29 protein-coding genes are annotated in these 25,966 nt (G+C 52.9%); 16 read left to right on the top strand and 13 right to left on the bottom strand.

Annotated features, from left to right (window positions below; translation table 11 throughout):
- Positions 1–258 precede the first annotated feature (258 nt).
- The gene (locus METBU_RS0113470) at positions 259–1,203 is read right to left on the bottom strand and encodes a FecR family protein (RefSeq protein ID WP_017841132.1); all 945 of its coding nucleotides are present in this window, start codon (positions 1,201–1,203) and stop codon (positions 259–261) included.
- 29 nt (positions 1,204–1,232) lie between these two features.
- Here METBU_RS0113470 and METBU_RS29035 point away from each other — a divergent pair, with 29 nt between their 5' ends.
- Entirely contained in the window at positions 1,233–1,361 is a 129-nt protein-coding gene (locus METBU_RS29035; RefSeq protein WP_017841131.1) for a hypothetical protein, read from the top strand.
- On the opposite strand, the gene METBU_RS0113460 is transcribed toward METBU_RS29035, so the two are convergent.
- Entirely contained in the window at positions 1,352–1,858 is a 507-nt protein-coding gene (locus METBU_RS0113460) for a sigma-70 family RNA polymerase sigma factor (protein ID WP_017841130.1), read from the bottom strand. The two genes, METBU_RS29035 and METBU_RS0113460, sit on opposite strands and share 10 nt — an antisense overlap.
- 392 nt (positions 1,859–2,250) lie before the next feature.
- Between METBU_RS0113460 and METBU_RS0113455 the strand changes: the two genes are divergently transcribed.
- The 3 genes from METBU_RS0113455 to METBU_RS0113445 all read left to right on the top strand — a co-directional run bounded on the left by METBU_RS0113455 (position 2,251) and on the right by METBU_RS0113445 (position 4,655).
- Positions 2,251–2,754, top strand: a complete 504-nt coding sequence (locus tag METBU_RS0113455; RefSeq protein ID WP_017841129.1) for an RNA polymerase sigma factor — start codon at positions 2,251–2,253, stop codon at positions 2,752–2,754.
- A 232-nt stretch (positions 2,755–2,986) separates the two neighbouring features.
- Positions 2,987–4,006, top strand: coding sequence for a FecR family protein (locus tag METBU_RS24130; RefSeq protein WP_017841128.1), 1,020 nt, complete (start codon positions 2,987–2,989; stop codon positions 4,004–4,006).
- A 121-nt stretch (positions 4,007–4,127) separates the two neighbouring features.
- Positions 4,128–4,655, top strand: a complete 528-nt coding sequence (locus METBU_RS0113445) for an REP-associated tyrosine transposase (RefSeq protein ID WP_017841127.1) — start codon at positions 4,128–4,130, stop codon at positions 4,653–4,655.
- 380 nt (positions 4,656–5,035) lie between these two features.
- Here METBU_RS0113445 and METBU_RS28775 read toward each other — a convergent pair whose 3' ends face one another.
- Positions 5,036–5,185, bottom strand: coding sequence for a hypothetical protein (locus METBU_RS28775; RefSeq protein ID WP_235726411.1), 150 nt, complete (start codon positions 5,183–5,185; stop codon positions 5,036–5,038).
- A gap of 12 nt (positions 5,186–5,197) precedes the next feature.
- On the opposite strand from METBU_RS28775, the gene METBU_RS0113440 reads away from it, so the two are divergent.
- From METBU_RS0113440 to METBU_RS0113380, 12 genes are all read left to right on the top strand, one after another.
- The gene (locus METBU_RS0113440; protein WP_235726410.1) at positions 5,198–7,426 is read left to right on the top strand and encodes a TonB-dependent receptor domain-containing protein; all 2,229 of its coding nucleotides are present in this window, start codon (positions 5,198–5,200) and stop codon (positions 7,424–7,426) included.
- A 124-nt stretch (positions 7,427–7,550) separates the two neighbouring features.
- On the top strand, positions 7,551–8,765 hold the full coding sequence (locus METBU_RS0113435) for a PepSY-associated TM helix domain-containing protein (protein WP_017841125.1): 1,215 nt from the start codon (positions 7,551–7,553) through the stop codon (positions 8,763–8,765).
- Positions 8,766–8,899: 134 nt separating this feature from the next.
- Positions 8,900–10,174 (top strand): PepSY-associated TM helix domain-containing protein, encoded by a 1,275-nt coding sequence (locus tag METBU_RS0113430; RefSeq protein ID WP_017841124.1) that lies wholly within the window; start codon positions 8,900–8,902, stop codon positions 10,172–10,174.
- A gap of 240 nt (positions 10,175–10,414) precedes the next feature.
- Entirely contained in the window at positions 10,415–10,666 is a 252-nt protein-coding gene (locus tag METBU_RS0113425) for a type II toxin-antitoxin system Phd/YefM family antitoxin (protein WP_017841123.1), read from the top strand.
- A complete protein-coding gene (locus tag METBU_RS0113420; RefSeq protein ID WP_017841122.1) occupies positions 10,663–11,076 on the top strand; it encodes a type II toxin-antitoxin system VapC family toxin in 414 nt (137 codons plus the stop codon). The genes METBU_RS0113425 and METBU_RS0113420 overlap by 4 nt, the downstream gene beginning before the upstream one ends.
- Positions 11,077–11,579: 503 nt before the next feature.
- A complete protein-coding gene (locus METBU_RS24125) occupies positions 11,580–11,855 on the top strand; it encodes a hypothetical protein (protein ID WP_017841120.1) in 276 nt (91 codons plus the stop codon).
- A gap of 374 nt (positions 11,856–12,229) precedes the next feature.
- Positions 12,230–13,009, top strand: a complete 780-nt coding sequence (locus METBU_RS0113405; protein ID WP_017841119.1) for a DUF3450 domain-containing protein — start codon at positions 12,230–12,232, stop codon at positions 13,007–13,009.
- Positions 13,006–14,388 carry a MotA/TolQ/ExbB proton channel family protein gene (locus tag METBU_RS0113400; RefSeq protein ID WP_017841118.1) on the top strand — a complete coding sequence of 461 codons (1,383 nt, stop codon included), beginning with the start codon at positions 13,006–13,008 and terminating at the stop codon, positions 14,386–14,388. The genes METBU_RS0113405 and METBU_RS0113400 overlap by 4 nt, the downstream gene beginning before the upstream one ends.
- The gene (locus METBU_RS0113395; RefSeq protein WP_017841117.1) at positions 14,372–14,890 is read left to right on the top strand and encodes a MotA/TolQ/ExbB proton channel family protein; all 519 of its coding nucleotides are present in this window, start codon (positions 14,372–14,374) and stop codon (positions 14,888–14,890) included. The genes METBU_RS0113400 and METBU_RS0113395 overlap by 17 nt, the downstream gene beginning before the upstream one ends.
- Before the next feature lie 116 nt (positions 14,891–15,006).
- Positions 15,007–15,411, top strand: a complete 405-nt coding sequence (locus tag METBU_RS0113390) for an ExbD/TolR family protein (RefSeq protein WP_017841116.1) — start codon at positions 15,007–15,009, stop codon at positions 15,409–15,411.
- On the top strand, positions 15,408–16,037 hold the full coding sequence (locus METBU_RS0113385; protein ID WP_017841115.1) for an energy transducer TonB: 630 nt from the start codon (positions 15,408–15,410) through the stop codon (positions 16,035–16,037). Before METBU_RS0113390 ends, METBU_RS0113385 begins: the two co-directional genes overlap by 4 nt.
- Positions 16,038–16,039: 2 nt before the next feature.
- A complete protein-coding gene (locus METBU_RS0113380) occupies positions 16,040–17,287 on the top strand; it encodes a tetratricopeptide repeat protein (RefSeq protein WP_017841114.1) in 1,248 nt (415 codons plus the stop codon).
- A gap of 525 nt (positions 17,288–17,812) precedes the next feature.
- Here the strand turns inward: METBU_RS0113380 and METBU_RS0113370 are convergent.
- The 10 genes from METBU_RS0113370 to METBU_RS0113325 all read right to left on the bottom strand — a co-directional run bounded on the left by METBU_RS0113370 (position 17,813) and on the right by METBU_RS0113325 (position 25,951).
- Positions 17,813–18,241, bottom strand: a complete 429-nt coding sequence (locus METBU_RS0113370; protein WP_017841112.1) for an acyl-CoA thioesterase — start codon at positions 18,239–18,241, stop codon at positions 17,813–17,815.
- Positions 18,242–18,412: 171 nt separating this feature from the next.
- A complete protein-coding gene (locus METBU_RS0113365) occupies positions 18,413–19,942 on the bottom strand; it encodes an HAL/PAL/TAL family ammonia-lyase (protein ID WP_017841111.1) in 1,530 nt (509 codons plus the stop codon).
- Positions 19,935–20,858 (bottom strand): LpxL/LpxP family acyltransferase, encoded by a 924-nt coding sequence (locus METBU_RS0113360; protein WP_017841110.1) that lies wholly within the window; start codon positions 20,856–20,858, stop codon positions 19,935–19,937. Before METBU_RS0113360 ends, METBU_RS0113365 begins: the two co-directional genes overlap by 8 nt.
- Positions 20,855–21,589, bottom strand: a complete 735-nt coding sequence (locus METBU_RS0113355) for a glycosyltransferase family 2 protein (RefSeq protein WP_017841109.1) — start codon at positions 21,587–21,589, stop codon at positions 20,855–20,857. The genes METBU_RS0113360 and METBU_RS0113355 overlap by 4 nt, the downstream gene beginning before the upstream one ends.
- Entirely contained in the window at positions 21,586–23,280 is a 1,695-nt protein-coding gene (locus METBU_RS0113350; RefSeq protein WP_017841108.1) for an AMP-binding protein, read from the bottom strand. The genes METBU_RS0113355 and METBU_RS0113350 overlap by 4 nt, the downstream gene beginning before the upstream one ends.
- Positions 23,270–23,821, bottom strand: coding sequence for a COG4648 family protein (locus tag METBU_RS0113345; RefSeq protein WP_017841107.1), 552 nt, complete (start codon positions 23,819–23,821; stop codon positions 23,270–23,272). Before METBU_RS0113345 ends, METBU_RS0113350 begins: the two co-directional genes overlap by 11 nt.
- A complete protein-coding gene (locus METBU_RS0113340; RefSeq protein WP_017841106.1) occupies positions 23,821–24,069 on the bottom strand; it encodes an acyl carrier protein in 249 nt (82 codons plus the stop codon). The genes METBU_RS0113345 and METBU_RS0113340 overlap by 1 nt, the downstream gene beginning before the upstream one ends.
- Positions 24,066–24,329: a phosphopantetheine-binding protein gene (locus METBU_RS0113335; RefSeq protein ID WP_017841105.1), complete on the bottom strand. Its 264-nt coding sequence runs from the start codon at positions 24,327–24,329 to the stop codon at positions 24,066–24,068. Before METBU_RS0113335 ends, METBU_RS0113340 begins: the two co-directional genes overlap by 4 nt.
- A 54-nt stretch (positions 24,330–24,383) precedes the next feature.
- Complete coding sequence (locus tag METBU_RS25315) at positions 24,384–25,076, bottom strand: beta-ketoacyl synthase chain length factor (RefSeq protein ID WP_017841104.1); 693 nt, start codon at positions 25,074–25,076, stop codon at positions 24,384–24,386.
- Between the two features lie 17 nt (positions 25,077–25,093).
- Positions 25,094–25,951 carry a YicC/YloC family endoribonuclease gene (locus tag METBU_RS0113325; protein WP_017841103.1) on the bottom strand — a complete coding sequence of 286 codons (858 nt, stop codon included), beginning with the start codon at positions 25,949–25,951 and terminating at the stop codon, positions 25,094–25,096.
- Positions 25,952–25,966: the final 15 nt, after the last annotated feature.

The following is a 25,966-nucleotide window of genomic DNA, read 5'->3' as shown; positions in this document are numbered from 1 at the left end:
GAGCGGAATACGGGAACTGCGTGGCTTCGGCCTTCCCGGATTGCACTGCGTTCCATCCGGGCTACGGGGTCTACGGTTTCGGTATGCCGACCGTCACGGTCTTTGGGAATGCGAGGTCCATTGTGTCAAGTCGGTCACTTCGGTGTACGTTGGAGCAAAAGCCGTTTCGTAGCCCGTATGCAGCGGAGCGGAATACGGGAAGGGCGTGGCTTCGGCTTTCCCGGATTGCACTGCGTTTCATCCGGGCTACCATCGCCATCACTCGTGCAATATCGTCAACCACGGCGTTAACCGGGTTACACGGACCGGCAGCGCTGTTTCGATCATTGCGATCACGCCGTCCCGGTCGCCGGTCGGGAAGACGCCGGTGACCCGTAAATTCGGTAGATGGTTGCCTGCGACGATCATAGCTCCCCGGTAATAACGGTCGAGTTCGGCCACGACTTCGGACAACGGACGGTCTTTGACGATCAGCTTGCCGCGTTGCCAGGCCTTGACTTGATCGATATCGGCGGCGTTCACCGGCTCGAATCCTTGCGCTGTACCGAAGCGGGTTTGGTGGCCTTCCTCCAGGCGCAATGCTGGTTTGCCGCTTAAAACTGGCTCGATCTCGACGGCATGTTCCAATACGGTTACGCGGGTGGCCTCTCGCTCCGTGCGGACTTCGAACACGGTGCCGAGCGCGGTGACGGTGCAGTCATCGGTCTCGACCGAAAACGGCCGGTTCGGGTCGGGCTCGACGGTGAATAGCGCTTGCCCCCGCCGCAGCGTTATCGACCGTTCTTGTTCGTTCCAATTCAGCGCTATCGCTGTATCGGTATTCAACAGCACTTGACTGCCGTCGGCCAAAATGATCGTGCGCCGTTCGCCGACGCCGGTCCGGTAATCGCTGAAAAAGTAGTCGTGGAGGCCCAAAAATGGTAAAACCGCCGCCAACAAAAACAGTGCGGCCAGTCCCGAGAGTTTGGCCGTCGAAAACCGGGGTTTGACGGTTTCCAGCGGTTTGCCGGCCAGCGCTTCGCCCATGTCGAACCATAGCCGCTCGGCTTCCGCAAAGGCTTTTTCGTGCGCGGGACTGCGCGCGCGCCATTCGTGGGCGTTTTGCCGGTCCCATTCGGTCGCATTGCCGGAATGCAGTAAAATCAGCCATTCCAAAGCTCGGTCCGATAAGGCATGGATTTTCGATACGGGTTTTTTGGACATCAAAACGTTTCGAGAGTGGTTTAAATACTATGACGTATCACGAGAGGATTATCGGCAACGGATTTTACCCGATTCTAGCCGGGATTCGGGAAAAGTACGCCATTATCGGCAGGGCGGCCGGCAAAGTGCATGCCCAGCGAGAAAAAGGTCAATTTTGAACGCGGCCGCGGCAATGTTTCATCGCTCTTAGCAAATGCTTGGCAACCATGCTTTCCGACAGGTTCAACGCTTGCGCGATCTGAGCATGCGTATAACCTTCGACCCGGTTCAGATAAAAAGCCTGGCGGCATTTGTCCGGTAATTCGCTTAACGCTTGCTGCAGGATTTCAAGACGCTGCCGGGATTCCCAGCAGACTTCGGGCGACGCCAAATTGTCAGGTATGGCATGTAGGGTTTCTTCATCGGCTTCATGCGGCAACCGGTTGACGCTGCGCCGTTTATGGTCGATTACCAGATTGGCGACGATACGGAAGATGAAAGCGCGAGGGTTTTCGATGCATTCATTGCCGGATTGATGGGTCATCCGTAAAAAAGCGTCTTGCAGAATATCGGCGGCGATATCTTGCGATCCCAATTTACGCATGATGAAACGGTCCAACTCGTCCCGGTGTTCGGTGATCAATTCGGCAATATGTTGAGCGCTTGGTTTCAGCATTGAGAGTGGAGGAGGTGAAAATTATATGGTCATGGAATTTCCTATCGATTTACTAAGCATTTCTTGTGCCTGAGGTTGGGCGTTTGATTCGGCTGCGTGTATTTTCTTGCTGTTCCCGGTTTTTTGGTCTTTCCGAAGCTGCATTTAGGTCTTTATTTATTCGAAAAAATGCGGCATATCGCGCATTTGAGTGTGTGAAATAACCTATTTTTAATGCTTGACGGAACATTCCGTCATAGGTTTTAGGAAGAAGCGCAAGGCAAATTGTCGTTTAATAACAAGCCTGTTTTCGAACGGTTTACCCATTGCGCTGCGAATGGCTTGTTAATTGCTGTAAGCTTTAACCGTATGAATGCGGTTGAACCTCGTCAATCAATAATTTTCTAGTCTAAATGTTGGAATTCACTCCCAGCGAAGCGCAAGCCTTGATCGAACGGCACAGAGAGGAGTTGCACCGGTTTTTGGTGCGGCGAATAGCTTGCGCGGATACCGCGAACGACTTGCTGCAAGATATTTTTTTGCGCTTGATCAATCTTCATAGCGCCGAACCGATCGGCAATCCGCGTGCTTTCGCTTACCGCATCGCGGCCAATTTGGCGATCGATCATTTACGCAAACAACGCGAAACCGACGACATCGATGCCGATGAATACACACAATTGCCCGACGATACGGCCGGTCCCGAACGAATCGTTTTCGGCCGGCAGCAACTCGAGCTATGCGAACAGGCGCTAGAAGAATTGTCGCCGTTATGCCTTAAAATCTTCACGATGAGTCGCTTCGAAGGCTACAGTCACAAACAAATCGCCGAAGAACTGAATATTTCGGTGAGTTGGGTCGAAAAAAACATCATTCTCGCATTGAAGCAATGTAAAAAAGCCCTAAGCGATGCGTAATTCCGTAAGTTCGTATGCAGCGCGGCGGAATACGGGAAAGGTGCGGCTTCGATCGTCCCGGATTGCGCTACGCTCCATCCGGGCAACTTGCTCATAATTTGACGGCGGCGATTTTTAATCCGGGAATTTCTCGAAATAAGCACATCAATAATACGGTAAACTAACGCCCATTCGTCTTAATATTAAAAGGACATGTTTTTTTACCGCTTCATTATTCATCCGCCCATCCGATATGCTGCCAGATAACAACGAAACACTGGAAGACGAAGCGCTGGTCTGGTTGGCGCGCATGACCTCGGGCGAATTCGGTTTAACGCAAGAGCGCGAACTGGAGCGCTGGCTGGCGCAAGGCGAAAACCGGCGGCGGGCGCTCGCCGAGGCGTTCGATTTGTGGCAAGCCCTTGGCCGCTTACAGGACAGCAAAGTTATCGCCCGCTATTTGGATAAAAACGATGAGGCCGGTGCCGATAGCAAAAACCTCCCGGCCACGTTGAAAGCCGGTCCGAAACAGCCGAAGCCTGCCGGAAAAAAAAGGACCTCGCGATGGGCGTCGCTTGCTGTAGCGGCCTGCCTGATTGTACTGGTCGGCTGGTTAAATCCATACGCCGGTATTCAGCCTTGGCTGGCCGATTACCGTACCGCGATCGGGGCGCGGGAAACCGTGAAGCTGGCGGACGGTAGCCGGATCTATCTCAACTCCGGCAGCGCCTTGAATACCCTGTACACACCCGAGACGCGCCGGGTCGAACTGATTTCCGGCGAAGCCGAATTCGTGGTCGGCAAAAATCCCGGTCGGCCGTTTATCGTCACGGCCGGCGGCCATGAAATCCAAGCGCTCGGTACCGAGTTTATTGTCCGCAAGCAAAGCCGCGAAATCAGCGTCACGGTCGTCGAAAGCGCCGTGCAAGTCGCACAGCCCGATTATCCCTTCGGCGCCGTAGTGTTGCATCCGGGCGAGCAGGTTAGGGCGGTAGCCGGGCAACGGCCCGGTGCGGTGGTGCCGGTAAAACTCGAAAAAGTACGGGCCTGGCGAGACAATCGTCTGGTGTTCGAATCGGAACCCTTGGACAAAGTCGTCGAAGAAATCAACCGCTACCGTCCCGGCCGAGTGATTCTGGTCGACAAAACCTTGGCTGCGCACCGGGTCAGCGGCGTATTCGATATCGACCGAATCGACCGGATTTTAGCGGTCATTAGCCAAACTCTGCCGGTCAAATCGGCCGGCATCGGCAACTATGTGATGCTGTACTAGAGTAGCCTGGATGGAGCGTAGCGCAATCCGGGATAATCGGAGCCACGAACGCCCCGTATTCCGCTACGCTTCATACGGGCCACGGAACGACGAAACGACACTCTATCGATCGAGGTAATCAATGGCTTCATATCGCCGCAACCGCGTGGCAGGCGGCACCTATTTCTTTACCGTGACCTTGCAAAACCGGAACCGCTCGCTGCTTGTCGATTACATCGAAGTCTTACGGGAATCGGTTCGGGATGTGCGGCGCGAACACTCGTTTCATATCGAAGCTTGGGTCGTGCTGCCCGAACATTTGCACGCCATTTGGATCCTGCCGCCTGAAGATACAGACTATTCAATGCGTTGGAAACGGATCAAGAGGCAATTTACCAACCGGCTCGTCGAAGCCGGCGTAGCCGTGAAAAAGAACCGCAGGGGCGAATACGATCTATGGCAAAACCGGTTCTGGGAACATACGATCAGGAATGAATCCGACTTTACCCGGCATTTCGATTACATCCATTACAACCCCGTCAAACACGGGTTGGTAACTCGCGTCCGGGACTGGCCCTATTCGACATTCCACCGATATGTCAAAGCGGGAGTTTATCCGGTCGATTGGGGCGATGAATCACAACATTATGACGGCGACTACGGCGAATAATCCCGTATTCCGCTTACGCTTCATACGGGCTACCCAAGCGACCTCGTAGCTCGGATGGAGTGCAACGCAATCCGGGGCAATCGAAGCCACGAACTCCCCGTATTCCGCTGACGCTGCATACGGGCTACCCAAGCGACTTCGTAGCCCGGATGGAGCAACGCGCAATCCGGGACAATCGGGGCCACGAACTCCCCGTATTTCCCTACGCTTCATACGGGCTACGAAACCCTTCCCAATAAAAAAATAAAAAAAACAGTGCGGTACTTTATCACTTCTCCGTCTTATCAAAGACACCGTTCATTTTTCGATAAGCTTCAGGAGAAACCATGCATAAACGACACCGGCTTCAATTTACTGCCGCGCCGCTGTTCGCGGCCGCCCTATCGGGCTCGCTCGTATTTCCCGCCCCGCTCCATGCCGAGCCTTCGACCGAACAAACCTTCGCATTCGATATCCCGAAACAAGACCTCGTGCCGGCTTTGACCGAATACGCGCGGCAAACCGGCGTACAACTGCTGTACAGCGCGCAACTGGCCGAATCCTTGACCGCTAACGCCCTCAAAGGACGCTACACGCCGCAACAAGCGCTCGAACGCCTGCTCGAAGGCAGCGGAATAAGCTATCGCACCGTCGACGGTAATGTGATCACGCTGGAAATACCCAAAACCGGGAGCCTAAGCACCGAAACCTTGTTGGCGGCGGCCGGAGAATTCGAGCTGGTCAAGGCCGAGCCGGAAGAGAAGCCCTGGACCGGGCCGGTGGAGCAGTTGGATATGAAAGTGCTTGGCGGGGATCTAAATTTGACATCGCCATCAATTACAGAATCTCAAACTAAACTTAATCGCGTTCCCGGTGGGACAACGGTAATTGATGGGGCGCGAATAAATGAGGGCGCGGTATTGTCGGTGAACGACGTATTTACCAATGCGCCAGGTGTCTATGTCGGCGATTCCAGCGTCGGATCGGCAGGTGGATCGCGCATCTCCATTCGCGGTTCCGACGCCAATTCGATTATTTCCCCTATTCGCGGACTGAAAATACTCCGTAACGGCATGCCTTTTACCAGTGCAAATGGTGCTTCCGATACTCAAACGTTCAACTTGTATGCCATTGACCACGTCCAGGTGTACCGTGGAGCCAATGCGCTTGAATATGGTGGCAGCAATCTCGGAGGAGCAATCAATCTGATAACCCCCACCGGCTACACAGCCGAAGGCATGCGAGTCGGTATGAAATGGGGTACTTATGATTACGTCAATCCAACGTTTAGCGTTGGCAAAGTGTTCGACAACGGTTTCGATGTTTACGGATCGTTCTCCTATCTAAGCACCGACACCACCCGTGATAACAATAAACAGGAACAGTTCTATGGCCACGGTAATGTTGGTTACCGTTGGAACGAAAATCACGAAACTCGTTTGTATTTCGACATTCAAAAACACAATTTCACTGGGTTGGATCCCTTAACAAAACAGCAAGTTAAGGACAATCCACAACAAAACACTCAGAGTTTGTTTGGACCTAACTGGGCATTTCCAAATGACTTTCCGTTGTATCGGGTGGATTTGAAGCATTCAATACAGATGGACAATGGAGACTCCTTCGAAGTGGGCGCTTATTACGGGTATAAAAAATTTAACTTTCAATGGATTCGCGCCACCCCGGAAGATATTTGGCAAGACACAGGATTCAACTGGCGGCACGAAATCAATGGCGATCTATTAGGTCTGAAAAACCGGGTGGTATGGGGCGGTTTGATGCAGTGGATGTTCATCGATGATCTTGATTATGCGACCGTTAATAGGCGACGGGGACCGCTATTAGCGCAAGAGCGCGACGAATGGAAGAATATCGAAGTCTATTTGGAAGACCAACTCAGCTTAACCGACACATTTACACTGGTAGCTGGTATTCAGATAAACTATCGCAGTGTCAAATATGAACGCACATTTGGTTTCTCTCCCAGTGTTGCAACACCTTACAACAAAGCGCATAAGGATTTCTTTGCCCCTAATCCTAAACTTGGTTTTACTTGGCAAGCGACCAAAGAAGCTCAGGTCTTTGGCAACTTAAGTCGCAGTTCGGAACCGCCGCCGCTAGCAAATTTAGCCCATGTTTTTTTGAAGCCACCCCGTGATATTCAAACTGCGAGCACAGTAGAAATTGGTACCCGTGGGCAAACAGATTTCTTTAATTGGGATTTAGCATTTTATCACTCTTGGGTTAATAACGAGTATTTGATCGTTAGCAGTCCAACTGATCGTAGCGCCTTTACCGCGACAAATGCGGATAGCACTACTTTACACACGGGTATTGAGCTCGGATTGGAGTCTAACTTATCTTTAAACCTTGTTACAACCGGCGATGAACTGCGTCTTAGCGGCAACTATACCTGGAATAACTTTCGTTTTGATAACGATCAGAATCTAGGTGATAACCGAATACCCGGAATACCTGAGCATAACGCCAGATTAGAAGCGCTTTATAAACACCCCGGCGGTTTTTATATCGGACCGAATGCACAAATTGTCAGCTCTAATTGGGTGGATTTTTCCAACACCTTGTCTGCTAAGCCTTATGCATTACTTGGCGCTCGTGCCGGTTGGGATGACGGCAAACATTGGAATCTATTTATTGATGCGCGTAATTTGACCAACGAACATTATGCTTCTTCGGTTTGGGTAAGAGGTAATGCCGGTGGTGTTGATGTACCAGCGTTTAATCCGGGTGGTACCCGCTCAGTGATTGGCGGAGTTGAATATCGTTTTTAGCAGGAATTGCGGGTTGGGTAACGGCTACAGCCTAACCCAGCTTGCAGGGCTTTTAGACTGATTTGCAGAATCATTTTCACAACTTATGGAGCTTGAGGGGAGAAGAAGCCCCTAAATTCTCACAATGACTTCGACAAGAATACTTAGCGAAATCCGCTTGGCTCGGCTAAAGCGCCGTCGAAAACTCTGGTTAAGCATTCATCTTTGGCTCGGCTTGCTTTTCGGTACATTTATTGCCGTGATCGGCCTAACCGGCAGCATCCTGGCGTTTTATCCCGAAATTGACGAATGGCTGGCACCGGGATTATTGACGGTTAAACCACCGTTCGCGGATGCCACTTATAAACCATTGGTTGATATTATTGCCGCCAGTGTCCCTGAGATGCCTGGAGAAGCTAAACAAGCGCATATGCAATATCCGCAGAATGCCGAAGCCGCGTGCAGGATTCGTTATGCCGTTCCGATTGCCCATGGCGCCACCGAATTTTGGGAGGTATCGGTCGATCCGTACACTGCTGAGGTGATAGGTAAACGTTTACGTTGGTCTAGTCATCAACTCTTTCCAACAACGTTTATCGATTTTATTTTTATCCTGCATTATTCGCTGCTTCTGGGTGAATACGGTGAGCTGGCAGTCAGCGTCATTAGCGCATTGACGATTATTTCGGTATTGACCGGACTGATCGTCTGGTGGCCTTTAACCGGTAAATGGCGTCAAGCTTTGACCATTAAGCGCAAGGCCAGCGCCGAACGTTTAATTTTCGATCTACACAAAACCAGTGGAATTTATTCGGCTGCTGTACTGTTACCGGTATTGTTTTCCGGCATCTACATTACCGTGCCGAAATACGTGGTGCCGGTCGTCGAGTTGTTTTCGCCAGCGACTTATCGCTATTGGTTTCATTCCAATCCAAACATCAACTTAGCATCTTTGGGAATGGCAGATGCTGTAAAAATTGCTGAGCGCGAGTATCCAAGCGGGCGTTTGCAAGTCATTTACGGTGCGACGAAACCTGATTCAACCTTTACCGTTTGTAAGGACGGTGTTAAACAAGCCGGTAGTCTCTTGCGTCGTCGTTGCGTAGTCATAGACCGCTACAGCGGCGAAATTCTGGATATTGATGATCCGACTATTGGATCGGCTGGCGAGGTGCTAAGTCATTGGCAATGGCCGTTGCACTCCGGTCAAGCATTCGGAATGACTGGACGTATATTGGTATGCCTGTCGGGGTTGCTTTGTCCATTGTTGTTTGTAACGGGAGTTGTGCGCTGGAGGCATAAGTGCAGAGCAAGTCATAAAGCCACTCAAATGGCATTGAGAAACAAGATAGCCAGGTAGCCCGGATGGAGCATAGCGCAATCCGGGACGTTCGAAGCCGCGCCATTCCCGTATTCCGCTGCGCTGCATGCGGGCTACATGATACGTGCTTTAACGGCAATCAAAACCGCACCGCAATTGAGTAGCCGATTATCATGAAACGACTTATTGATGACCCAGCGCCCGGCGAACGGATGCCGAGCGCCGCCAAACGGAATGCCGACCGTTTGGCTCGGCTCAAGTCACGCCGCAAGCTTTGGCTGAGCGTACATCTTTATTTGGGCTTGTTCGCCGGCTTGATTCTGGCGGTGGTCGGGGTCACAGGCAGCATTCTGGTTTTTTATCAGGAATTGCAAGAAGTCGTGAACCCCGAGCTGTCGGTTGTTTCGGCGCCGCCGGAAGGGGCGGCGGCTTACCGGTCGCTGGATGACATCATCGCTGCAGCAGAGCGCAGTAAACCCGAAGGCAGCCGCCTTCATAAAGTCTATTACCCTCGAAACGTAGATGTAGCTTACAAATTGCTTTATTACATCAGAGCAGCCGAACAAGCCAACGACGGAGACGGATATTACCTATTCGTCGATCCGTATACGGTCCAGTTCAAAGGCCGGCAACTTTGGCATCCCAAGGAACGCTATTGGGGCCGGCCGCTGGTCAGTTTCATCATGCAATTGCATTGGTGTTTGCTGCTAGGCGAAACGGGCGGGATCATCGTCGGCATTTTAGGCATCGTATCGATTATTTTAGTCTTGACCGGCGTGATCGTCTGGTGGCCGTTGACCGGAAAATTCAAGCAAGCGCTTACCCTAAAACGCCATGCTGGCAGAACCAGACTGAATTACGATTTGCATAAAACCGTCGGGATTTATTCGACCGTCGTGTTGCTGCCGGTTTTGTTTTCCGGGGTTTATTTCAACCTGCCCGATGAAGTCGACACCTTAGTCGGCCAAGTCTCCGAGTTGGAACGGTCCGATCCTTGGACCGGCATTGCATCGGAAAAATACCGGTCCGATCCTTGGGCCGGCAATAAACCGATCAGTCCCGGCGAGGCCGAAGCGATCGTGCAGCGCTTTTATCCTTCCGGACGGCTTTGGGGCTTGAACGCGCCTCAGGGCGAGGCAGACGTATATAAAATCTCGAAGCGCGATGTCACTGAGCTAAACCGGTTCATCGGTTACCGTGATGTGGCGGTCGATCAATACACCGGCGCCATCGTCAAGGTCTACGACTCCGGCACCGGCAGCGCCGGCGATGTTTTTTTGGATTGGCAATGGCCGCTGCACAGCGGTCATGCTTTTGGCTGGCCGGGCCGCATTTTGGTGTTGCTTTCCGGCCTGGCTTGCTCGCTGTTGTTCGTCACCGGTGTCATCCGTTGGCTGCAAAAACGCCGGGCGAAGCGGACAAAACACGGAGGTTCAATAGCACCGTAGCCCGGATGGAACGTAGTGCAATCCGGGAAATTCGAGGCCGCGCCTTTCCCGTATTCCGCTGCGCTGCATACGGGCTACGAAGCTACGAAACGCCTTTCCGGCTACGGGGTCAAGTCTTGACCCCGTTGGCTTAGTCTGATCAATGGCAGTATGGATCCGGGCGCAGTTAGTGGCGTGAAGTGCGTTTAAAACAAATACCGCTTATAATCTGACCAGACTGGTTAGAATTAGAGGTTGATTATGCATAAATGGCAAATTCAGGAGGCGAAAGCGCGTCTTTCCACCGTATTACGCAGCGCCGAACAGGATGGGCCTCAGGACATCACCCATCACGGTCGTTCTGTTGCGGTACTGCTCTCACGCGCCGATTACGACCGACTGACGGGTAATCGGCAGTCGCTGGTTGAATTCATGCGTCGTTCGCCACTTTATGATCAGGACGATCTCATCATAGAACGCGATGCCAGTCTGACCCGTGAATTCGAACTATGAGTTATCTGGTCGATACCAACGTGTTATCGGAATTGCGTCGCCGTGAACCCAATCAGGGCGTCATCGAATGGTTCGAACAACGTCCAGCCGGCACGCTTTACCTCAGCGTACTAACCTTGGGAGAAATCCGTAAAGGTATCGATTTGCTGAACAATGACGATCGACAGCTCAAACTACTGGATTGGCTGGAAGTAGAACTGCCCCAGTTTTTTTCCGGTCGGATTTTGAGCGTGGATGCTGATGTAGCTGACCGCTGGGGACGATTGATTGCTCAAATAGGGCGTCCCATTCCAGCGATCGACAGCCTGATTGCGGCTACAGCGCTTAGGCATGGATTGAAGCTGGTTACCCGCAATGTTCGCGACTTCAGTTACCCTGAGCTCGATGTCATCAATCCCTGGCGAGATTGAGTTTTCGAACTATCCGATTTACCAGCCCCGTAGCCCGGATGGAGCATAGCGCAATCCGGGACGTTCGAAGCCGCGCCATTCCCGTATTCCGCTGCGCTGCATACGGGCTACGAAACTACGAAATTTATCTCGAATTTGCCTCGCCGATATATTAATGAAACTAAATTACTCCGCACGAACTATCAAAAAAAAGCCCACCTCGGCGTTGTAGATTGTGCCGAATGATCATTCATCGAAAAAAATTCAAAATAACGGTGAGGTTTTTTGGCGATTGAAACGTCTTAATAAGCGGAAGCAAAAAAAACCGGTCAATGTTATTTAACATCCTCCCGCAATTCGGATTTTGTTTCCTGTATGAGTGTTATGAAGACAATGGAAGCGACAACTCCAGGGACGGATTTTTATTCGATCGTAAAGCCTTATGTCGATCAGCTTGGGGCATGATTAGCAATGAGTGTTGGAATTAAACAACCCGGGTTCGACGCCCGAGTAAGGAATTCGCCATGATAGATCTAGACAAACAACAGTATTTTTCTTCGTCAATAACAGATCGAACGGCTACTGAGTCCGAACTAAAAAAATTCAGCGGCCAATTAATCGAATCGTTTCCGATGCCGCGCTATTTTCAAGTGCATTTCGAGCATGTTCACAGTAATGTCGAAACGATGCAAAAAGAAATCATTCAGCTTAGGCTGTATGCCGTTCAGTTGGAGGAAAAGCTCGATAAGGCGTTGGACTTATTGAATAGTCTAACGGCTTCCGAAATGTCGGCCGGTTGATCGGTCGCGGATTTCGGGTCTAAAAAATTCATTAAAGCGAATAACTGTAATTTTTCACACCCCCCAATCGTTCCCGCTCCGGCGTGGGAATGAAGACCGAGACGCTCTGGCGTCTCGTACCGCTGGCGCGGTACTCAGGCGTTCCCACGCAGAGCGTCGCTGCCATTAAGTTAAGCCGTCACAGAGATAAGTAATGCTTGCATTCAGGCTCTAATGTGCCTCAAAAGCGTGCCATCCATGGCACTGGATTCCGCCAGTCCATGGCGGAATGACGGGCTTACCTTAACTTAATGGCAGTGACGCAGAGCGTGGGAACGAAAATTGCCGGGGGACTGAATAGTTACAATAAAATAAAATTTCAGAGGATAAACGTAATGATATGTAATCGGTCCCGCCTCCGCGCGCTGAGTATCGGGTTGTTATTGCCGGCTTTGATGCCGGCAGCGGTAACGGGCGCGCAACTGGACAGCGCGGTACAAGTTCAACAGGAGCGGCTGGAAAGCGCCCGTCGTTCGCAGGTTACCGTGGAAAAACTGGACGACCAACAGCAAAAGATGCTCGCCGAGTACCGCGAAGCGATTCGGGAGCTCGAAAACTTGAAAAGTTATCATACGCAATTGGCCAAGATCGTCGATAGCCAAGACCGGGAAATCGCCGAGCTGGACCGGCAAATGGACGAGATCGACGAAACCCAGCGCAATATCATTCCGCTAATGCAGCGCATGCAAGCGGTGCTGCGCAAATTCGTCGAATTGGATGCGCCGTTTCTCGAGCAGGAACGCACATTGCGAGTCGAGGAGCTGGAGCATTTGTTGGACCGTTCCGACGTCGGTCTGGCCGAGAAATTTCATCGTTTGATCGATGCCTATTTGGTCGAAACCGATTACGGGCGCACGATCGAAGCCTACAGCGGCGAACTGCCGAAGGGCGGCGGCAATCGTACCGTCGAGTTTCTGCGCTTCGGCCGCGTCGGTCTGTATTATTTGACATTGGACGGCAACGAATGCGGCTATTGGGACAAGGAAAACAAAGAATGGCGAATTCTGCCGAGCGAATACCGCACTCCGATCGGACAATCCTTGCGTGTCGCGAAAAAACAGGCGGCACCCGAATTGCTCAAATTGCCGGTATCGGCACCGGAGACGGCACGATGAAATCGACGATTCGAAACCTGAATTCCATCAGACAAGCGCTATGGGTATTATGCCTGTGCTTTGCCGCTGTACCGGCCGTCATGGCCGATAGTCCGAAAACGCTGGATGAATTGATCAAGCAAGTGCGCTCCGATAGCGTCCTGGAAAGCCGGGAATTAGCCGAACGCGAGCGCGAATTTCGCAATGCGCGCGACCGGCAGGCGGCTTTGTTGCAGTCGGTCAAGACTAAATTGGCGGCCGAACGGCAGCGGGGCGCGGAACTTAAAAACCGTTACGAAACCAACGAGCCGGCAATCAAGGACAAGACCGAACGCTTGCACGAGCGCATGGGCGCATTGGGCGAATTGTTCGGCATTGTCCGGCAAACGTCGAAAGACATGCTGAGCCTGTTCAGCGCGTCGATCATATCCGCGCAATTACCCGACCGCAAAGAGACCGCGAAATTGCTGGCCGAGCGGAAAAGCAATCCGAACATCCAGGAGTTGGAGAAATTCTGGCATTTGTTGCTGGATGAAATGGTGCAAGCCGGCAAAGTCGCTCGTTTCGTAGCACCGGTGATCACCGCCGACGGTCAGGAAAGCCGGCGCGAAGTGGTGCGTATCGGTGCGTTCAATGCGGTTTCCGACGGCTTATATCTGCGTTATCTACCGGAAACCGGACGTTTGGTCGAACTGGGCCGTCAACCTCAAGCGCGTTTCTTAACTCTGGCGAAAACCTTGGAAGAGAGCAAAGACGGCATTAGCCCTGTCGCGTTGGATCCGTCGCGCGGCGCGATCTTGTCGTTGATGGTGCAAAAGCCGGATTGGTCGGAACATATCGAACAGGGCGGCGTGATCGGTTATTTGATTATCGGATTGGGACTCATCGGTTTGTTGCTGGCCGCCGAGCGTACGTTTTCGCTGACGCGTCTGCACCGGAAGATGCAAGAACAGAGGAGCGATTCCGAAGCCGAAATCGATACGGCGATCCGTCGTTTGCGCGAAGTCGCTCAGGAACATCCGAAACTGGATGCCGACGCGTTGGGGCTCAAATTGGATCAGGCGATACTCGGCGAACGCCCGAAAATCAAACGCTTTCTCCCAACCATCGCGATCTTCGCATCGGTGGCGCCGTTGTTGGGTCTGCTGGGTACCGTCACCGGCATGATCGAGACCTTTCAAGCCATTACGCTATTCGGCACCGGCGATCCGAAATTGATGTCGGGCGGTATATCCGGCGCGTTGGTGACGACGGAAATGGGCTTGGTTGTCGCGATTCCCTTGTTATTGCTGCATAGTTGGTTGAACGGTAATACCCGAAAACTGATCTATTTGTTGGACGAGGAAAGCGCGGCGTTGGTGGCGAGCCGTGGAGGACAAGTTCGTGTTGTCACCGGCTGAAACGATCGACATCGCCCGTGCCTTCATGGACAAAGGCGGTCCCGCGCTATGGGCGATTTTCGTCGTATCACTGGCGATGTGGGCGATGATTCTGGAACGCTATTGGTATCTGTACTGCGCTTATCCTCGGCAATTGGCAGCGATCAAACGCGAATGGCAGCACTACAAGCGCCGGCCCGCCAAGGTAGCCAAACGCCTGCGCGGCCGTCTTTTGGAGCAGTTGAGCCTGTCCGCCGACGCCAGTCTCGGAGGCATACGCAGTGCGTCGAAGGTGTTGCCGTTGCTCGGCTTGCTGGGTACCGTATTCGGCATGATCGACACCTTCGACGTGATCGCGGTGTTCGGCAACGGCAATGCGCGCGGCTTGGCCGGCGGTATTTCCGAAGCCTTATTGACGACGATGGCGGGACTGGTTACCGCGTTGTCCGGCCTGTATTTCAGCAGCGACCTGCACGAACGCATCCGAACCTTGTTGGACCTCGCTGCGGACGAGTTGGAATAGCATCGTAGCCCGGATGGAGCGCAGCGCAATCCGGGAAGGCCGAAGCCGCGAAGTCCCGTATTCCGCTACGCTGCATACGGGCTACGCAAACAAAATAACGAAGCAACATTATTTCTATGAAAATACACAGCGAAGACGAAGAATTCAACGGCAACGGCATTGATCTGACCCCATTGATCGACATGGTTTTTATCTTATTGATCTTTTTTATCGTGACCTCGTCGTTCGTCAAGGAGTCCGGCATGGAGGTCAACCGGCCCTCGGCGAAAACGGCTGAGCGTCAGGAAAAAGGCAATATCATTATTTCAGTGACTAAGGCCGGTGAAATCTGGATAGACCGGCGCAAAGTCGACGTCAATGCGCTACGCGCAAACGTCGAACGCCTGCATGCCGAAAATCCGGAAGGCTCTGTCGTCATAGCCGCCGACCGTGACGCACGCACCGAACTATTGGTACAGGCGCTGGATCAATCGCGTTTGGCAGGCGTATCCAACGTCTCGATCGCGGCGTTTTCCGAATGATCGCGAAACGTCATACCGTCATCGGATTGGGTGCCGTCTTTATTAATGTGCTGCTGTTTGCCGTCATGGAGCGCATGGCAACGCAACAACCGGTTTTATTGAAAATGCCGACCGAAACTTTGGTGATCGATTTCGTCAGACTCAAACGCGAACCGACGGTGCCGCAATTGAAAGAGCGAGTGAAGCCCAAGCAACCGAAAAACGAACCGCTGACAGTGCCGGAGCTCTCGGTGCCGAGCCCCAAACCGGTCAAAGTCAATCCGGTGGCGATGAATGTGCCGAAAATGGATCTGGCGTTGAACATCGCCGGTCAACCGTTCAAAGGCGAAATGGGCGGCGGCGGACTCGGTTCGATTCAGGAAGCGATGCCGTTGATTCGAACCGCGCCGCTGTATCCGCCCAGCGCGTTGGCCAAACGCATCGAAGGCAAAGTGAAAATCCTGTTCACGGTCACCGAGGAGGGCACGGTCGTCGATCCGCAAGTCATCGTTTCCGAGCCGAAAGGCGTTTTCGACAGCACCGCGTTACGCGCGATTCGTCACTGGAAATTCCAGAAAAAGAAAGTGGACGGTCAGGCCGTCCGCTGGCAAAGCGTTCAGACGATCTATTTCAACCTGGAAAGATAATCATGCACTGGAACAGAACACGCATCGGGAATGTCAATCGGCGATTAATCACTGGCGTGCTACTTGCACTATTGAGTTTGCAGGGTAGGGCGGAGACCGAAACGGACGAGTCCAAAAAATATGCCGTTTCGCCCGAAACCTATAAGGTGCTGAATCAGTCCCGCGAATTGAGCGATCAATCGCGCTTCAGCAAAGCCTTATCGCTGTTGCAAGCGCAATTGCCGAAAGTGGCCGACAACCACTACGAACGCGCCTTGATCCATCAGCATCTGGCCTATACCCATCTCGAACGGCACGACTATCTTCAGGCCGTCATCGCCCTTGAAGAAACGTTACGCGGCGCCGATACGCTGCCGCCGGATACGGTCCACAATTTACGCTACAACCTGGCGCAGGCCGCGGTACAGGCCGAACGTTTCGAACAAGCGATCAAACAGTTGGATCTTTGGTTCGCCAGCGAGCCGCGCCCGTCGGCCGAAGCCTGGTACTTGCGGGCTTTGACACATCATAAAATCAAACGATTCGATCGTTCGGCGGATTATCTGAAAAAGGCCTTGGCCATATCGGAAAGGCAAGATTGGCAAATCTTATTGCTGAGTATCGTCCTGGAACAGAATAAATACCGGGAAGCGGTGCCGTTGTTGAACAAATTGATCGCGCAAGCGCCGAACGAACAAAGTTGGTGGCTGAACTTGACCGACGTGCATTTGATGTTGAAGGATTACGGAAAAGCGCTGTCGGTATTGGAGTTGGCGCATCGGAAATTCGACTTGCCGAAAGACCAGATCGTCCGGCTTGCGCAGTTGTATATGCATAAAAACACGCCTTATCTTGCGGCAAAATTACTGACCCGCGAGATGGAGCGCGGACGCATCGAGCGCAACGCGGCCAATATGGAATTACTAGCCAATAGTTGGGCGATGGCGCGTGAACACGACAAGGAATTCACGATACTGAAACAGTTGGCGGCAATGCGCAACGACGGCAATCTGTATCTGCGCTGCGCCCACATTTTATTGAGTCGGGAAAAATGGAACGAATCGGCCGGGATGCTGAATAAAGCCCTGGCGACCAATAATCTGAAAAACCGACAGCAAGCGCAATTGATGCTCGGCATCGTCTACTACAACAGCGGCCGCATGGACTACGCCGAGAGCGCCTTCACGCGCGCCTGCAAGCACCATCAGACCAAAGGCCAGGCGCAGCGCTGGCTGATGCAAATCAAAAGTCAGCAAAAAGTGGATTCATAGAATATACCCATCGCACTTGAAATTTCGGCATTGACGCTTGGAGGCGCCGGGGTGTTCGGCAAAGGCTTTGACAGCAGGGATGCTGTCACAGAGCCTACAGGGACGGATTCACGGCGTCCTTTGACCAGCAAAGGGTATAAAATGCCCGGCAAATAGATGTAGCCCCTATGCAGAGCAGCGGAATACGGGAAGGGCGTGGCCTCGATTATCCCGGATTACACTTCGTAGCATTCAAGCTACAAAGCTAGGGAACGAGCATGAAATAATGTTGACGACTGTTGTGGATCGATTGACAGGTGCCGGCGGCAGGGCAGATTTTTGCTTCTCAGCAATTGCTCTTGCATTGCTCTACTACACTCCATCCATGGCAATCAGATTCCGCCGTCAAGCCTACATGGACGTATTAATCCAGCACCAGAATTTCATAGCCCATTGGCTATGGTTAACTATCTTGGATAATTTAGGTGCTAGACCTTTGACGGGGCAACCTGGCCCGAAAGTTGACTAGCAAAGGGTATAAAAACTTCAGAAATCAGATAGCCCCAATTTTTCAAACAAAACCGGCGGTGACTCGTAACACATTTCTCCTGTGGCGATCTCGACCGCGACTTGATAGGTATAACCGCGCGTCAAGCGCGCGCCGGTTTGTTTATCGAGAATCAGGTAATTGATTTTCATGCGGTTTTCCCACTCGGTCAATTCGGCATGCACGATGATTTTTTGGCGGAATTTCGCAGGCTTCGCATAGCGGACGCGCACATCGACGACCGGCCAGGCATAGCCGGATTCGCGCATTTGCATGTAACCGTAGCCAATCTTGTCGAGCAGAGCGCAGCGGGCGATTTCGAAATATTTCAGATAATGGCCGTGCCAGACGATTTCCATCAGATCGACATCGAAAAACGGCACTTCGATTTCGACTTCGCAGGAGACGATGGCCTTAGGAACGAGCATGAAATAACTTCGACAATTGTTGGAAGGGGGTTCGGTGGCTCGATTGACAGGTGTCGGCGGCAGGGATAGCCGCCGTCAAGCCTACATGGACGTATTCACGGCGTCCTGTCAAGCGAGTCACCGAATCGCTGCAAAGCCGACTACTGGTAGCAGTTATTTTGTGCATCTTTCTTAGTCATATAGATTCCAATGCCGGTCGCGGATCAGTTGCAAGCAGAGGCGCAATTCCCGCTCCAATGCCCGGTCGGCGTCGAGAAAGCCGATCTTGGCCCTCACCTGTTGCAGCGTATGCTTGAGGCCTGCGCTCAAACCCGACCGTCCCCCACGCAATTCGACGCCCTGCACGACCGCGATCAAAACGGCCGCCGCGACCTGCTCGGTCAATTCGATGATGCGCACGCAGTCTCTCGCGGCAATCGTGCCCATGCTGACTTTGTCTTGATTGTGGCATTCGGTCGAACGCGAAAACACGCTGGCCGGCATCGTCAATTTAAGCGCTTCGGCGGTCCAGGCCGACACGGCGATTTGTAAGGCTTTGAAACCGTGATTCAGCATCGCCTCGTCGCCTCTCGCGCCGGATAAATTGGCCGGCAAGCCGTGATTGAACTTGGTGTCCATCAATTGCGCCATCTGCCGGTCCATCAGATCGGCCAGATTCGCGACCGCCGTTTTCAGGCTGTCCATCGCGAACGCGATATGGCCGCCGTAAAAATGTCCGCCGTGCAATACATGCTCGCCTTCGGCGTCGATAATCGGATTGTCGTTAGCGCTGTTCAATTCGTTTTCGATGAATTGCCGCAGCCACGGCAGCGCGTCTTCGAGCACGCCGATCACATGAGGCGCGCAGCGCAGCGAATAGCGGTCCTGCAGGCGCGTATCGTTGCGCGGCGTCTGTTCGGTGACATGTAGGTCGTCTCGGATGCGCGCGGCGACCCGGATTTGCCCTGTATGCGGCTTGACCGAAAACAGTTTTTCGTCGAAATGATAGGCATTGCCGTTCAGCGCGACCGAAGCCAGCGCGGTGATGCGCGTACACAATTGCGACAGATAAGCCGCGCGTTGATAGGCCAGACAGGCTACTGCCGTCATCGCCGCGGTACCGTTCATGATCGCAAGGCCTTCCTTCGGTTTCAGCGTCAACGGAGCGATGCCCAATGTCGCCAGCACTTTCGCGGCGTCCTGCTTCTCGCCGCGATAGAGCACTTCGCGCTCGCCGGCTAGCACCGCCGCGAGATAAGACAGCGGAGTCAAATCGCCGCTGGCGCCGACCGAGCCTTCCTGCGGAATCAACGGCAGCACATCATGTTTCAGTAATTCGGCAATTTGTTGCAGCAAGCGGTAACGAACGCCGGAAAAGCCGCGCGCCAAACTGTTCAGGCGCACTGCCATAATCGCGCGGGTTTGTTGTTCGTCGAAATGCGCGCCGAGACCGCAGCCGTGGAAAGTATAAAGATGGCGTGACAAGTCGCCGGTTTTGTCCAGCGGGATCGACACGGTGCAGGAGTCGCCGTAACCGGTCGTGACGCCGTAGACAAAGCCTTCTTCCCGCAGCAAGGTTTCGATGAATTCAGCGCCCTTGTCGATCCGCGCAACAAAGGCCGGCGCATCGCTCAATTCGAGTCGATGCGAGCGGTTCGCAAGCGCGGCAATGTCTTCGATCGTCAAGTCTTGTCCGTCGACGATTACCCTTGATTTAGTCATTTCCATCTTGCCAAAAATCGTAAAAATTGAACCATTGCAGCGGCTCCAGCTGACAATAGTGCTGCAAGCGGTCGGCATAGCTCTGAGCATAGTGCTGAACACGCTCGTCGCGCTGTTTTCTGGGTAGGTTCAATCCGTCGCTGAAATGATCGAAATAAATAATTTGTTTGTCGAGTCGTTTTAAGCAAAACAAGGTATAGACCGGACATTTCAGCAGCGACGCCAAAATATACGGTCCTTGCGGAAACAGCGCCGTTGCGCCGAGAAAGCGCGCCTTGGCGACACGCCCTTGGCCTGTGACCGGAATTCTGTCGGCTGCGATCACGACCAGTTCGCCGGCTTCGATTTTGTCTTGCAGCAGCATTGCCGTCGCGGCGTTCATTTCGGTGACTTGAACTAGATTCATGCGCCCGGATTCGGCATAACGGTTTAGCAGTGCATTGAATTTTTCGGCATGCTTGGTGTGCACCAAAACATTGACCGTTAAGTTTTTGCGCAGCTTCGCGATGACCCGGCACACTTCCATGTTGCCCAGGTGAGAGCCCAGGATCAAAACACCTTGCCCGTGTTCGAGATGGCTGACGATAGCGTCTCGGCCATGGTATTCGACATCGTTCAACGAGATCGCGCCGCTCCAGGCCGCCAGTTTATCGATGATCGCATTCGCGAAAGCGATGAAATGCAGATAACTGCCGTAGCGCTCGGTTCGGATCGTTCCCGCAGGCCAAAACGCCGACACGCGCCGCAAATAATCGATGCTGGCAGCGCGTGCCTTGCCGTTGATTAGCCAGTAATAACTGACTACCGGATATAAAAACACTTGCAATACCCTGCGTCCGAACAACAGATAGACCTTGAGCAGCAATTGCATGCCCCAGATGACGCCGCGTTCTTCCATGTTGGCCCAATGTTTCATCGCCAATGCCTCATCAGCAAGCGCGGCAAGCGCACTAACATGCCGAAAAACAAATGCGCATGTTTTCTCGAAATCAACAGGTTATCGCGCAACATGTCGAAATGCGATATGCCGTCCAGCGGGTAACGCACTTCGGTTTCGACATTGACCACATCGACGCCTTGCCAATAAAGGCGCACGGCGATTTCGATGTCGAAGTCCATGCGCAGGCCCATTCGGGTCGATTTCAGCAAGGGATCGACCGCTACGAGCGGATAGCAGCGAAAACCGCACATGCCGTCGGCGATCGAAAACGACAGCGTATTGATCCAAATCCACAGGTTCGTGAATTGACGCCCGTACAAGCGCCCCTTGGGCACGGTGTCATCGAAACGAGGCTTGCCGAGAATCAGCCGGTTTGGGTGTCGTTCGGTCGCCTTAAGCAGGCGATCGATGTCCTCGAGCCGGTGCTGTCCGTCGGCATCGACCTGCAGCGCATGGCTGAAGCCATCGGCTATCGCTAGGCGCAAACCGTCGATGACCGCCGCGCCTTTGCCGCCGTTTTCTGCGCGTTCGTATAACACGACCCAATCCTGTTCACGTTCGGCCAATCGCTTCAACACCGAACTGCAGGACGGCGCGCTGCCATCGTTGATCAAATAGCAAGGCAGGCCGTAGGGTTTCAATTGTTCGACGACCGTGCCGACCGCGTCTTCGTGATTGTAAACCGGGATAATGACGCAAGCCTTCATGGGCGTGCTCCGTACAACATTCGTCCGGAACTGTGCGATTCGCTGACCGAACTCAGATCGAAATAGAGCTTGCCGGCCTCGTCTCGCCATTCCAGCGCCATCTTGATTAAGGCATCCGGTAGAATGATTTTTTTAAATTTGACCGCTTCCATCGTCAGAAAAGGCTGTTCGATCGAAAAAAACAATTTGCCGTAATGTTCGGCCCAAGCCAATTGCGTCACGCCCGGCAGAATCGGCATGCCCGGAAAATGGCCGTTGAAATAGACCAGTTCGGGTTGAATGCGAAACTCCAGTTCGGCGCTGTTGATCGCGATCCGGCAGTATAGCAATTGCGGATATTTGGCCGAGTCCAACGCGAACAATTGCCGAAGTAAGGCATGATCGAGTTTACCCTGTCGGGTCATCGGCAAGCTGTCGAAGAACAGCCATTTGCGCGGTAACACCACCGATTCGAAAGCCCGTTGCAATTGGCGCCGTAATGACTTGAATATGGCCGCGCGGCCTTGGTAGCGTAAAGCCGCCAAGCCGCTTTCAGTCAGCACGATAGCGGCTGCCACACGGTCCCGCCGGTTGCTGAGCAGCAAACAATGCGACTGTTCGACCCAATCGGATTGACTCAAGGCGTTTTCCAATGCATCCAACGATAAGCGTTTTTCCTCCACCTTGACGATGCGGTCGAGCCGGCCCAACAAGCTAAAGCGTCCGTCGTTGTGCAGCTCAATCCGGTCATCCATCGGGTAGGCGCTAGCGTCGGGCAAGTACGGTGATGTCAGCAAACAGCGGCCATCCTCGCTCCGACTGAGTCCGATACCGGCAAAGGGCGTCCATCGCGTATCTTGAGCGGAGCGGCGCCACGCAATGCCGCCGGTTTCGGAGCTGCCGTAGACTTCGATGACCCTCTGCCCGCAAAGCCGCTCGATTTGCGCTGCGGCATCGGGCGGAAGCGGCCCGCCCGAACTAAAAATGGCGCTGAACTTGGCTATTTGAGCCCAATCGGTCAGTTCATCGAGTCTTTTCAATTGCGCGGGGCTTGCGACCCAATAGGCGGGCTGGCCGGCCAAGGCTTTCAACATCGGCTCTGGACTCAAAAATAGCTGGCTGTGAAAACAGCGCCCCGACGCCAGCGGCCATAACAATCTGAACAACAATCCGTAAATATGCTGATGACTGACGGTCGCGGCCGCCGCCGACACTCCCAACAATAGGCCCCACTGGGCTTCCAGGGCATCGACCTCGCGTTGCAATTGCGGCAAGGTCTTGACGATGGCCTTAGGTCTGCCGTTCGAGCCGGAAGTAAAAAGAGTCACAGACGTATCGGCCGGGTTTAGCGCATGCAATTCGATATTTACTTCGGCAGGGCTGGCCAATATCGATTCGCGCCCATGCCAGGCGCCGATCAATGCGCAGCCCTGCCCGGCCAGTTCATCGGCGGTCGCGGGACAGTTATTGCCGGGAATGACGACCTTTTTGCCGGCATGCCACAAGGCAAACAGCAGTACCGCGAACGGATAGCAGTCTTCATGATACAGGGCATAGCAAGGCTGTGCCTGATGCTGTAATGCCGAGGCCACGGCCGCGACATCGGCGCAGAAGCGTTGCCGGTCCAACATTTGCCCGGTATGCACGGCAACAGTCCGTTCGGGGTGCGCGGGTAATGCGCAGCGGCTCAGCGGAATCGGTTCAGCGCACATGATCCTGCGTCCTGATTCGCACCCAATATTCGATCACCATCAATAAACCCATCAATGCATAAGCCAGCAGGCCATTATACAGGCTCCAGCAGGCAAAACTGCACCAGAGCGCGGTCGCGGCGGCGATCAGGCCGTTCAGCAAAAAAAACACGCACCAGACTTGGGTGACTCGTCTGGTGTAAAGCACGCCTTGCGGCGGCAAATCGGGATGCTGAAGACGCGCCAGCCGTTCGATCACCGGCGGCGGAAAATACAGGCTCGACGCAAACACCAGTAGCAAGCCCAGATTCATCAAAGCAGGATAAAAACGCAGCGTGATTTCGTTGTTATTCCAGACGGCCAGGCCGCAAAACAGCAGCGCGGCGATGATCAAGCCTTGATTGGCCGCTCCGGTAGTTCGTCCGCAAACCAAGCGCACGAGCAACAGCGAGGCCAAGGCCATGGCAATTTGCCAGGGCTGCACCGATCGAATGCCGAAATAAACGGCCAGCGGATATAACAGCGTCAAGACAGCGATGACGCCGTTAAGCCATTTGCGCATCAGGTATTGATGAGTTTATCGACGGCTTCGACGACATCGCCTACGGTGCGTGCGTTCTTGAAATCTTCCGGCTTCACCGCCTTCCCGGTCAGTTCCTTCAGTTTGACGATCATGTCGACCGCATCGATGCTGTCGAAATCGAGGTCTTCATAAAGACGGGCTTCCGGCGTCACGTCGTCCGCGTCTATCTCGAACATCTCCTGCATGATGTCCCTGATCATTTGCAGAATGTCATCGCGATCGTTCATGCTGCCCTCTGCTCGGAATCAATGAATTCAGCCAGCGCGGCAACTGAGGCGAAAATATTTACCACGTCGTCTTTTTCCGAATCGATCCGGATATTGTATTTCTTTCGGATCGCGAGTCCCAGTTCCAAAGCGTCGATCGAGTCCAGCCCTAAGCCTTCGTTAAACAGGGCTTCGTGACTATCGATATCGTCAACGCCGATATCCTCCAAATCGAGCGACTCGATAATCAATTTTTTTAATTCATTTTCCAAACTGCTCATACATTTCTCTAAAAATTATATCAATAGCGGTCGCCGCCGAAATTCAGGCTTCGCTTAGTCGGGACGTTTTTCCCAACTCCAATTCCGGCGCGGCATGCAGAAGGTCAGCCGAGTCTGCGGCTCGGTCAAAAAGCGAATAAAGGCCGGCAATTGTACCGGTTGTTCGCCGTCATTTCCGGTTGATGCTGAAGAAGACACTGTCAGCGCTTGTCCCGCGCCGCTTTTTGCAATCATCAATGCCAGCGCGCAACTCGTATCCGAAGACAAGCGATAAGGGGAAGAAGGATAAAAGGCTGGCAACGGCTCATCGTAAAACACCAGCAACACCCGTTCCGCGCCTTCCTGAAGCAAACCTAATCCTTCAATAAATGCCGGCGCCATGCCTTCCTCTCCGGGGGCGAGTACGGTGCATTGAAGTTTGTTTTTCCAGGCCATCGAAAATAAACCGGCAATGGCATTGTGAACCGACAGGCTAAACCCGGTCGGCGAAATTTCCTCGCCGGCTTCGAGCATTTCCATCATCGACAAGGATTTAGTCAATTCTCCGTGAGCGGAACTGAATACTGCAGGCACCATAACGTCTTCGTCAAGACATTGAGCAACGGCACAGAATACGGTCTTGGCCAGCGGTGTCAAGCGCCTTTTCAGCATCGGCGGAACGTTGGCAAGCCATTGGGCGGGGTTGGCCGGTTGGAGAGGCAAAGGCGGCCAAACCGACCATTTGGATAAGATGAAATCCGATTGCATTCGAGCTCTCTTTAGATTCACTCGATATTCTGAATTTGTTCGCGCATTTGTTCGATTAACACTTTCAAGTCTATCGCAATGCCGGTCATTTCCTTATCGGCGGACTTAGAGCCTAAGGTATTGGCTTCGCGGTTCATTTCTTGCATTAAAAAATCCAGTCTGCGGCCGACAGGCTCTTGGTCTTTTAGGGTTCGTAACACCTCGTTGACATGAGTTTCGAGACGGTCTAATTCTTCTTCGACATCCAGTTTTTGGGTCAAAAATACTAATTCCTGTTCCAGTCGGTCGAAATCGGGTTCGATAACTAAATCGTGAATTCGTAGTTTCAGTTTTTCCCGCAGATGACTCAATACTTCAGGCATTCTGTTGCGTGCTGCAATGACTAATTCGTGCATCTTTCGGCAACGTTCATCAATGATACTTGCCAATTGCTCGCCTTCCCTGTTTCTGACCTCGAGCATTTGATCGAGAGTTCGGTCGACTAAATCAAAAATACCTTGGCTGAGTGCGGCGTTATCGGTGCCGATTTCTTGTTGAATGCCGGGATAAGCTAAAATGTCGAGAGCCGAAAAAGTTCGGTGCTCGGGCATTAGAGATTCGATAGCGCGGGCTGCGTTTAAAAGTGCTTCAGCCGCCTGTAGGTCGACGTTAAAGTTTTGCGAAAGCTTTTTATAATTTAATGCGCATTCTACTTTGCCGCGTTTGATTTTTGCGGCAATCGCGCTACGTATCGGCGCTTCGGCAAAACGTAGACGCTCGGGTAGCTTGACAGTGATGTCGCAATAGCGATGATTAACCGAACGCAGTTCGCAAAGAACGGTTAAATTTTCGATGACTGCCTCATCTCCGGCAAATGCCGTCATACTTCTGATCATTTTTCACCTATAATT

It is taken from the genome of Methylotuvimicrobium buryatense 5G, from assembly GCF_000341735.1.
In the GTDB taxonomy this organism is placed as follows: Bacteria; Pseudomonadota; Gammaproteobacteria; order Methylococcales; family Methylomonadaceae; genus Methylotuvimicrobium; species Methylotuvimicrobium buryatense.
This window is presented reverse-complemented; position numbering and strand designations above follow the sequence as displayed.

Coding starts and splice junctions, on each gene's coding strand:
- METBU_RS0113470 (WP_017841132.1), bottom strand. CDS start 1,203: ATGTCCAAAAAACCCGTATCGAAAATCCATGCCTTATCGGACCGAGCT.
- METBU_RS29035 (WP_017841131.1), top strand. CDS start 1,233: ATGACGTATCACGAGAGGATTATCGGCAACGGATTTTACCCGATTCTA.
- METBU_RS0113460 (WP_017841130.1), bottom strand. CDS start 1,858: ATGCTGAAACCAAGCGCTCAACATATTGCCGAATTGATCACCGAACAC.
- METBU_RS0113455 (WP_017841129.1), top strand. CDS start 2,251: ATGTTGGAATTCACTCCCAGCGAAGCGCAAGCCTTGATCGAACGGCAC.
- METBU_RS24130 (WP_017841128.1), top strand. CDS start 2,987: ATGCTGCCAGATAACAACGAAACACTGGAAGACGAAGCGCTGGTCTGG.
- METBU_RS0113445 (WP_017841127.1), top strand. CDS start 4,128: ATGGCTTCATATCGCCGCAACCGCGTGGCAGGCGGCACCTATTTCTTT.
- METBU_RS0113435 (WP_017841125.1), top strand. CDS start 7,551: ATGACTTCGACAAGAATACTTAGCGAAATCCGCTTGGCTCGGCTAAAG.
- METBU_RS0113430 (WP_017841124.1), top strand. CDS start 8,900: ATGAAACGACTTATTGATGACCCAGCGCCCGGCGAACGGATGCCGAGC.
- METBU_RS0113425 (WP_017841123.1), top strand. CDS start 10,415: ATGCATAAATGGCAAATTCAGGAGGCGAAAGCGCGTCTTTCCACCGTA.
- METBU_RS0113420 (WP_017841122.1), top strand. CDS start 10,663: ATGAGTTATCTGGTCGATACCAACGTGTTATCGGAATTGCGTCGCCGT.
- METBU_RS24125 (WP_017841120.1), top strand. CDS start 11,580: ATGATAGATCTAGACAAACAACAGTATTTTTCTTCGTCAATAACAGAT.
- METBU_RS0113405 (WP_017841119.1), top strand. CDS start 12,230: ATGATATGTAATCGGTCCCGCCTCCGCGCGCTGAGTATCGGGTTGTTA.
- METBU_RS0113400 (WP_017841118.1), top strand. CDS start 13,006: ATGAAATCGACGATTCGAAACCTGAATTCCATCAGACAAGCGCTATGG.
- METBU_RS0113390 (WP_017841116.1), top strand. CDS start 15,007: ATGAAAATACACAGCGAAGACGAAGAATTCAACGGCAACGGCATTGAT.
- METBU_RS0113385 (WP_017841115.1), top strand. CDS start 15,408: ATGATCGCGAAACGTCATACCGTCATCGGATTGGGTGCCGTCTTTATT.
- METBU_RS0113380 (WP_017841114.1), top strand. CDS start 16,040: ATGCACTGGAACAGAACACGCATCGGGAATGTCAATCGGCGATTAATC.
- METBU_RS0113370 (WP_017841112.1), bottom strand. CDS start 18,241: ATGCTCGTTCCTAAGGCCATCGTCTCCTGCGAAGTCGAAATCGAAGTG.
- METBU_RS0113365 (WP_017841111.1), bottom strand. CDS start 19,942: ATGACTAAATCAAGGGTAATCGTCGACGGACAAGACTTGACGATCGAA.
- METBU_RS0113360 (WP_017841110.1), bottom strand. CDS start 20,858: ATGAAACATTGGGCCAACATGGAAGAACGCGGCGTCATCTGGGGCATG.
- METBU_RS0113355 (WP_017841109.1), bottom strand. CDS start 21,589: ATGAAGGCTTGCGTCATTATCCCGGTTTACAATCACGAAGACGCGGTC.
- METBU_RS0113350 (WP_017841108.1), bottom strand. CDS start 23,280: ATGTGCGCTGAACCGATTCCGCTGAGCCGCTGCGCATTACCCGCGCAC.
- METBU_RS0113345 (WP_017841107.1), bottom strand. CDS start 23,821: ATGCGCAAATGGCTTAACGGCGTCATCGCTGTCTTGACGCTGTTATAT.
- METBU_RS0113340 (WP_017841106.1), bottom strand. CDS start 24,069: ATGAACGATCGCGATGACATTCTGCAAATGATCAGGGACATCATGCAG.
- METBU_RS0113335 (WP_017841105.1), bottom strand. CDS start 24,329: ATGAGCAGTTTGGAAAATGAATTAAAAAAATTGATTATCGAGTCGCTC.
- METBU_RS25315 (WP_017841104.1), bottom strand. CDS start 25,076: ATGCAATCGGATTTCATCTTATCCAAATGGTCGGTTTGGCCGCCTTTG.
- METBU_RS0113325 (WP_017841103.1), bottom strand. CDS start 25,951: ATGATCAGAAGTATGACGGCATTTGCCGGAGATGAGGCAGTCATCGAA.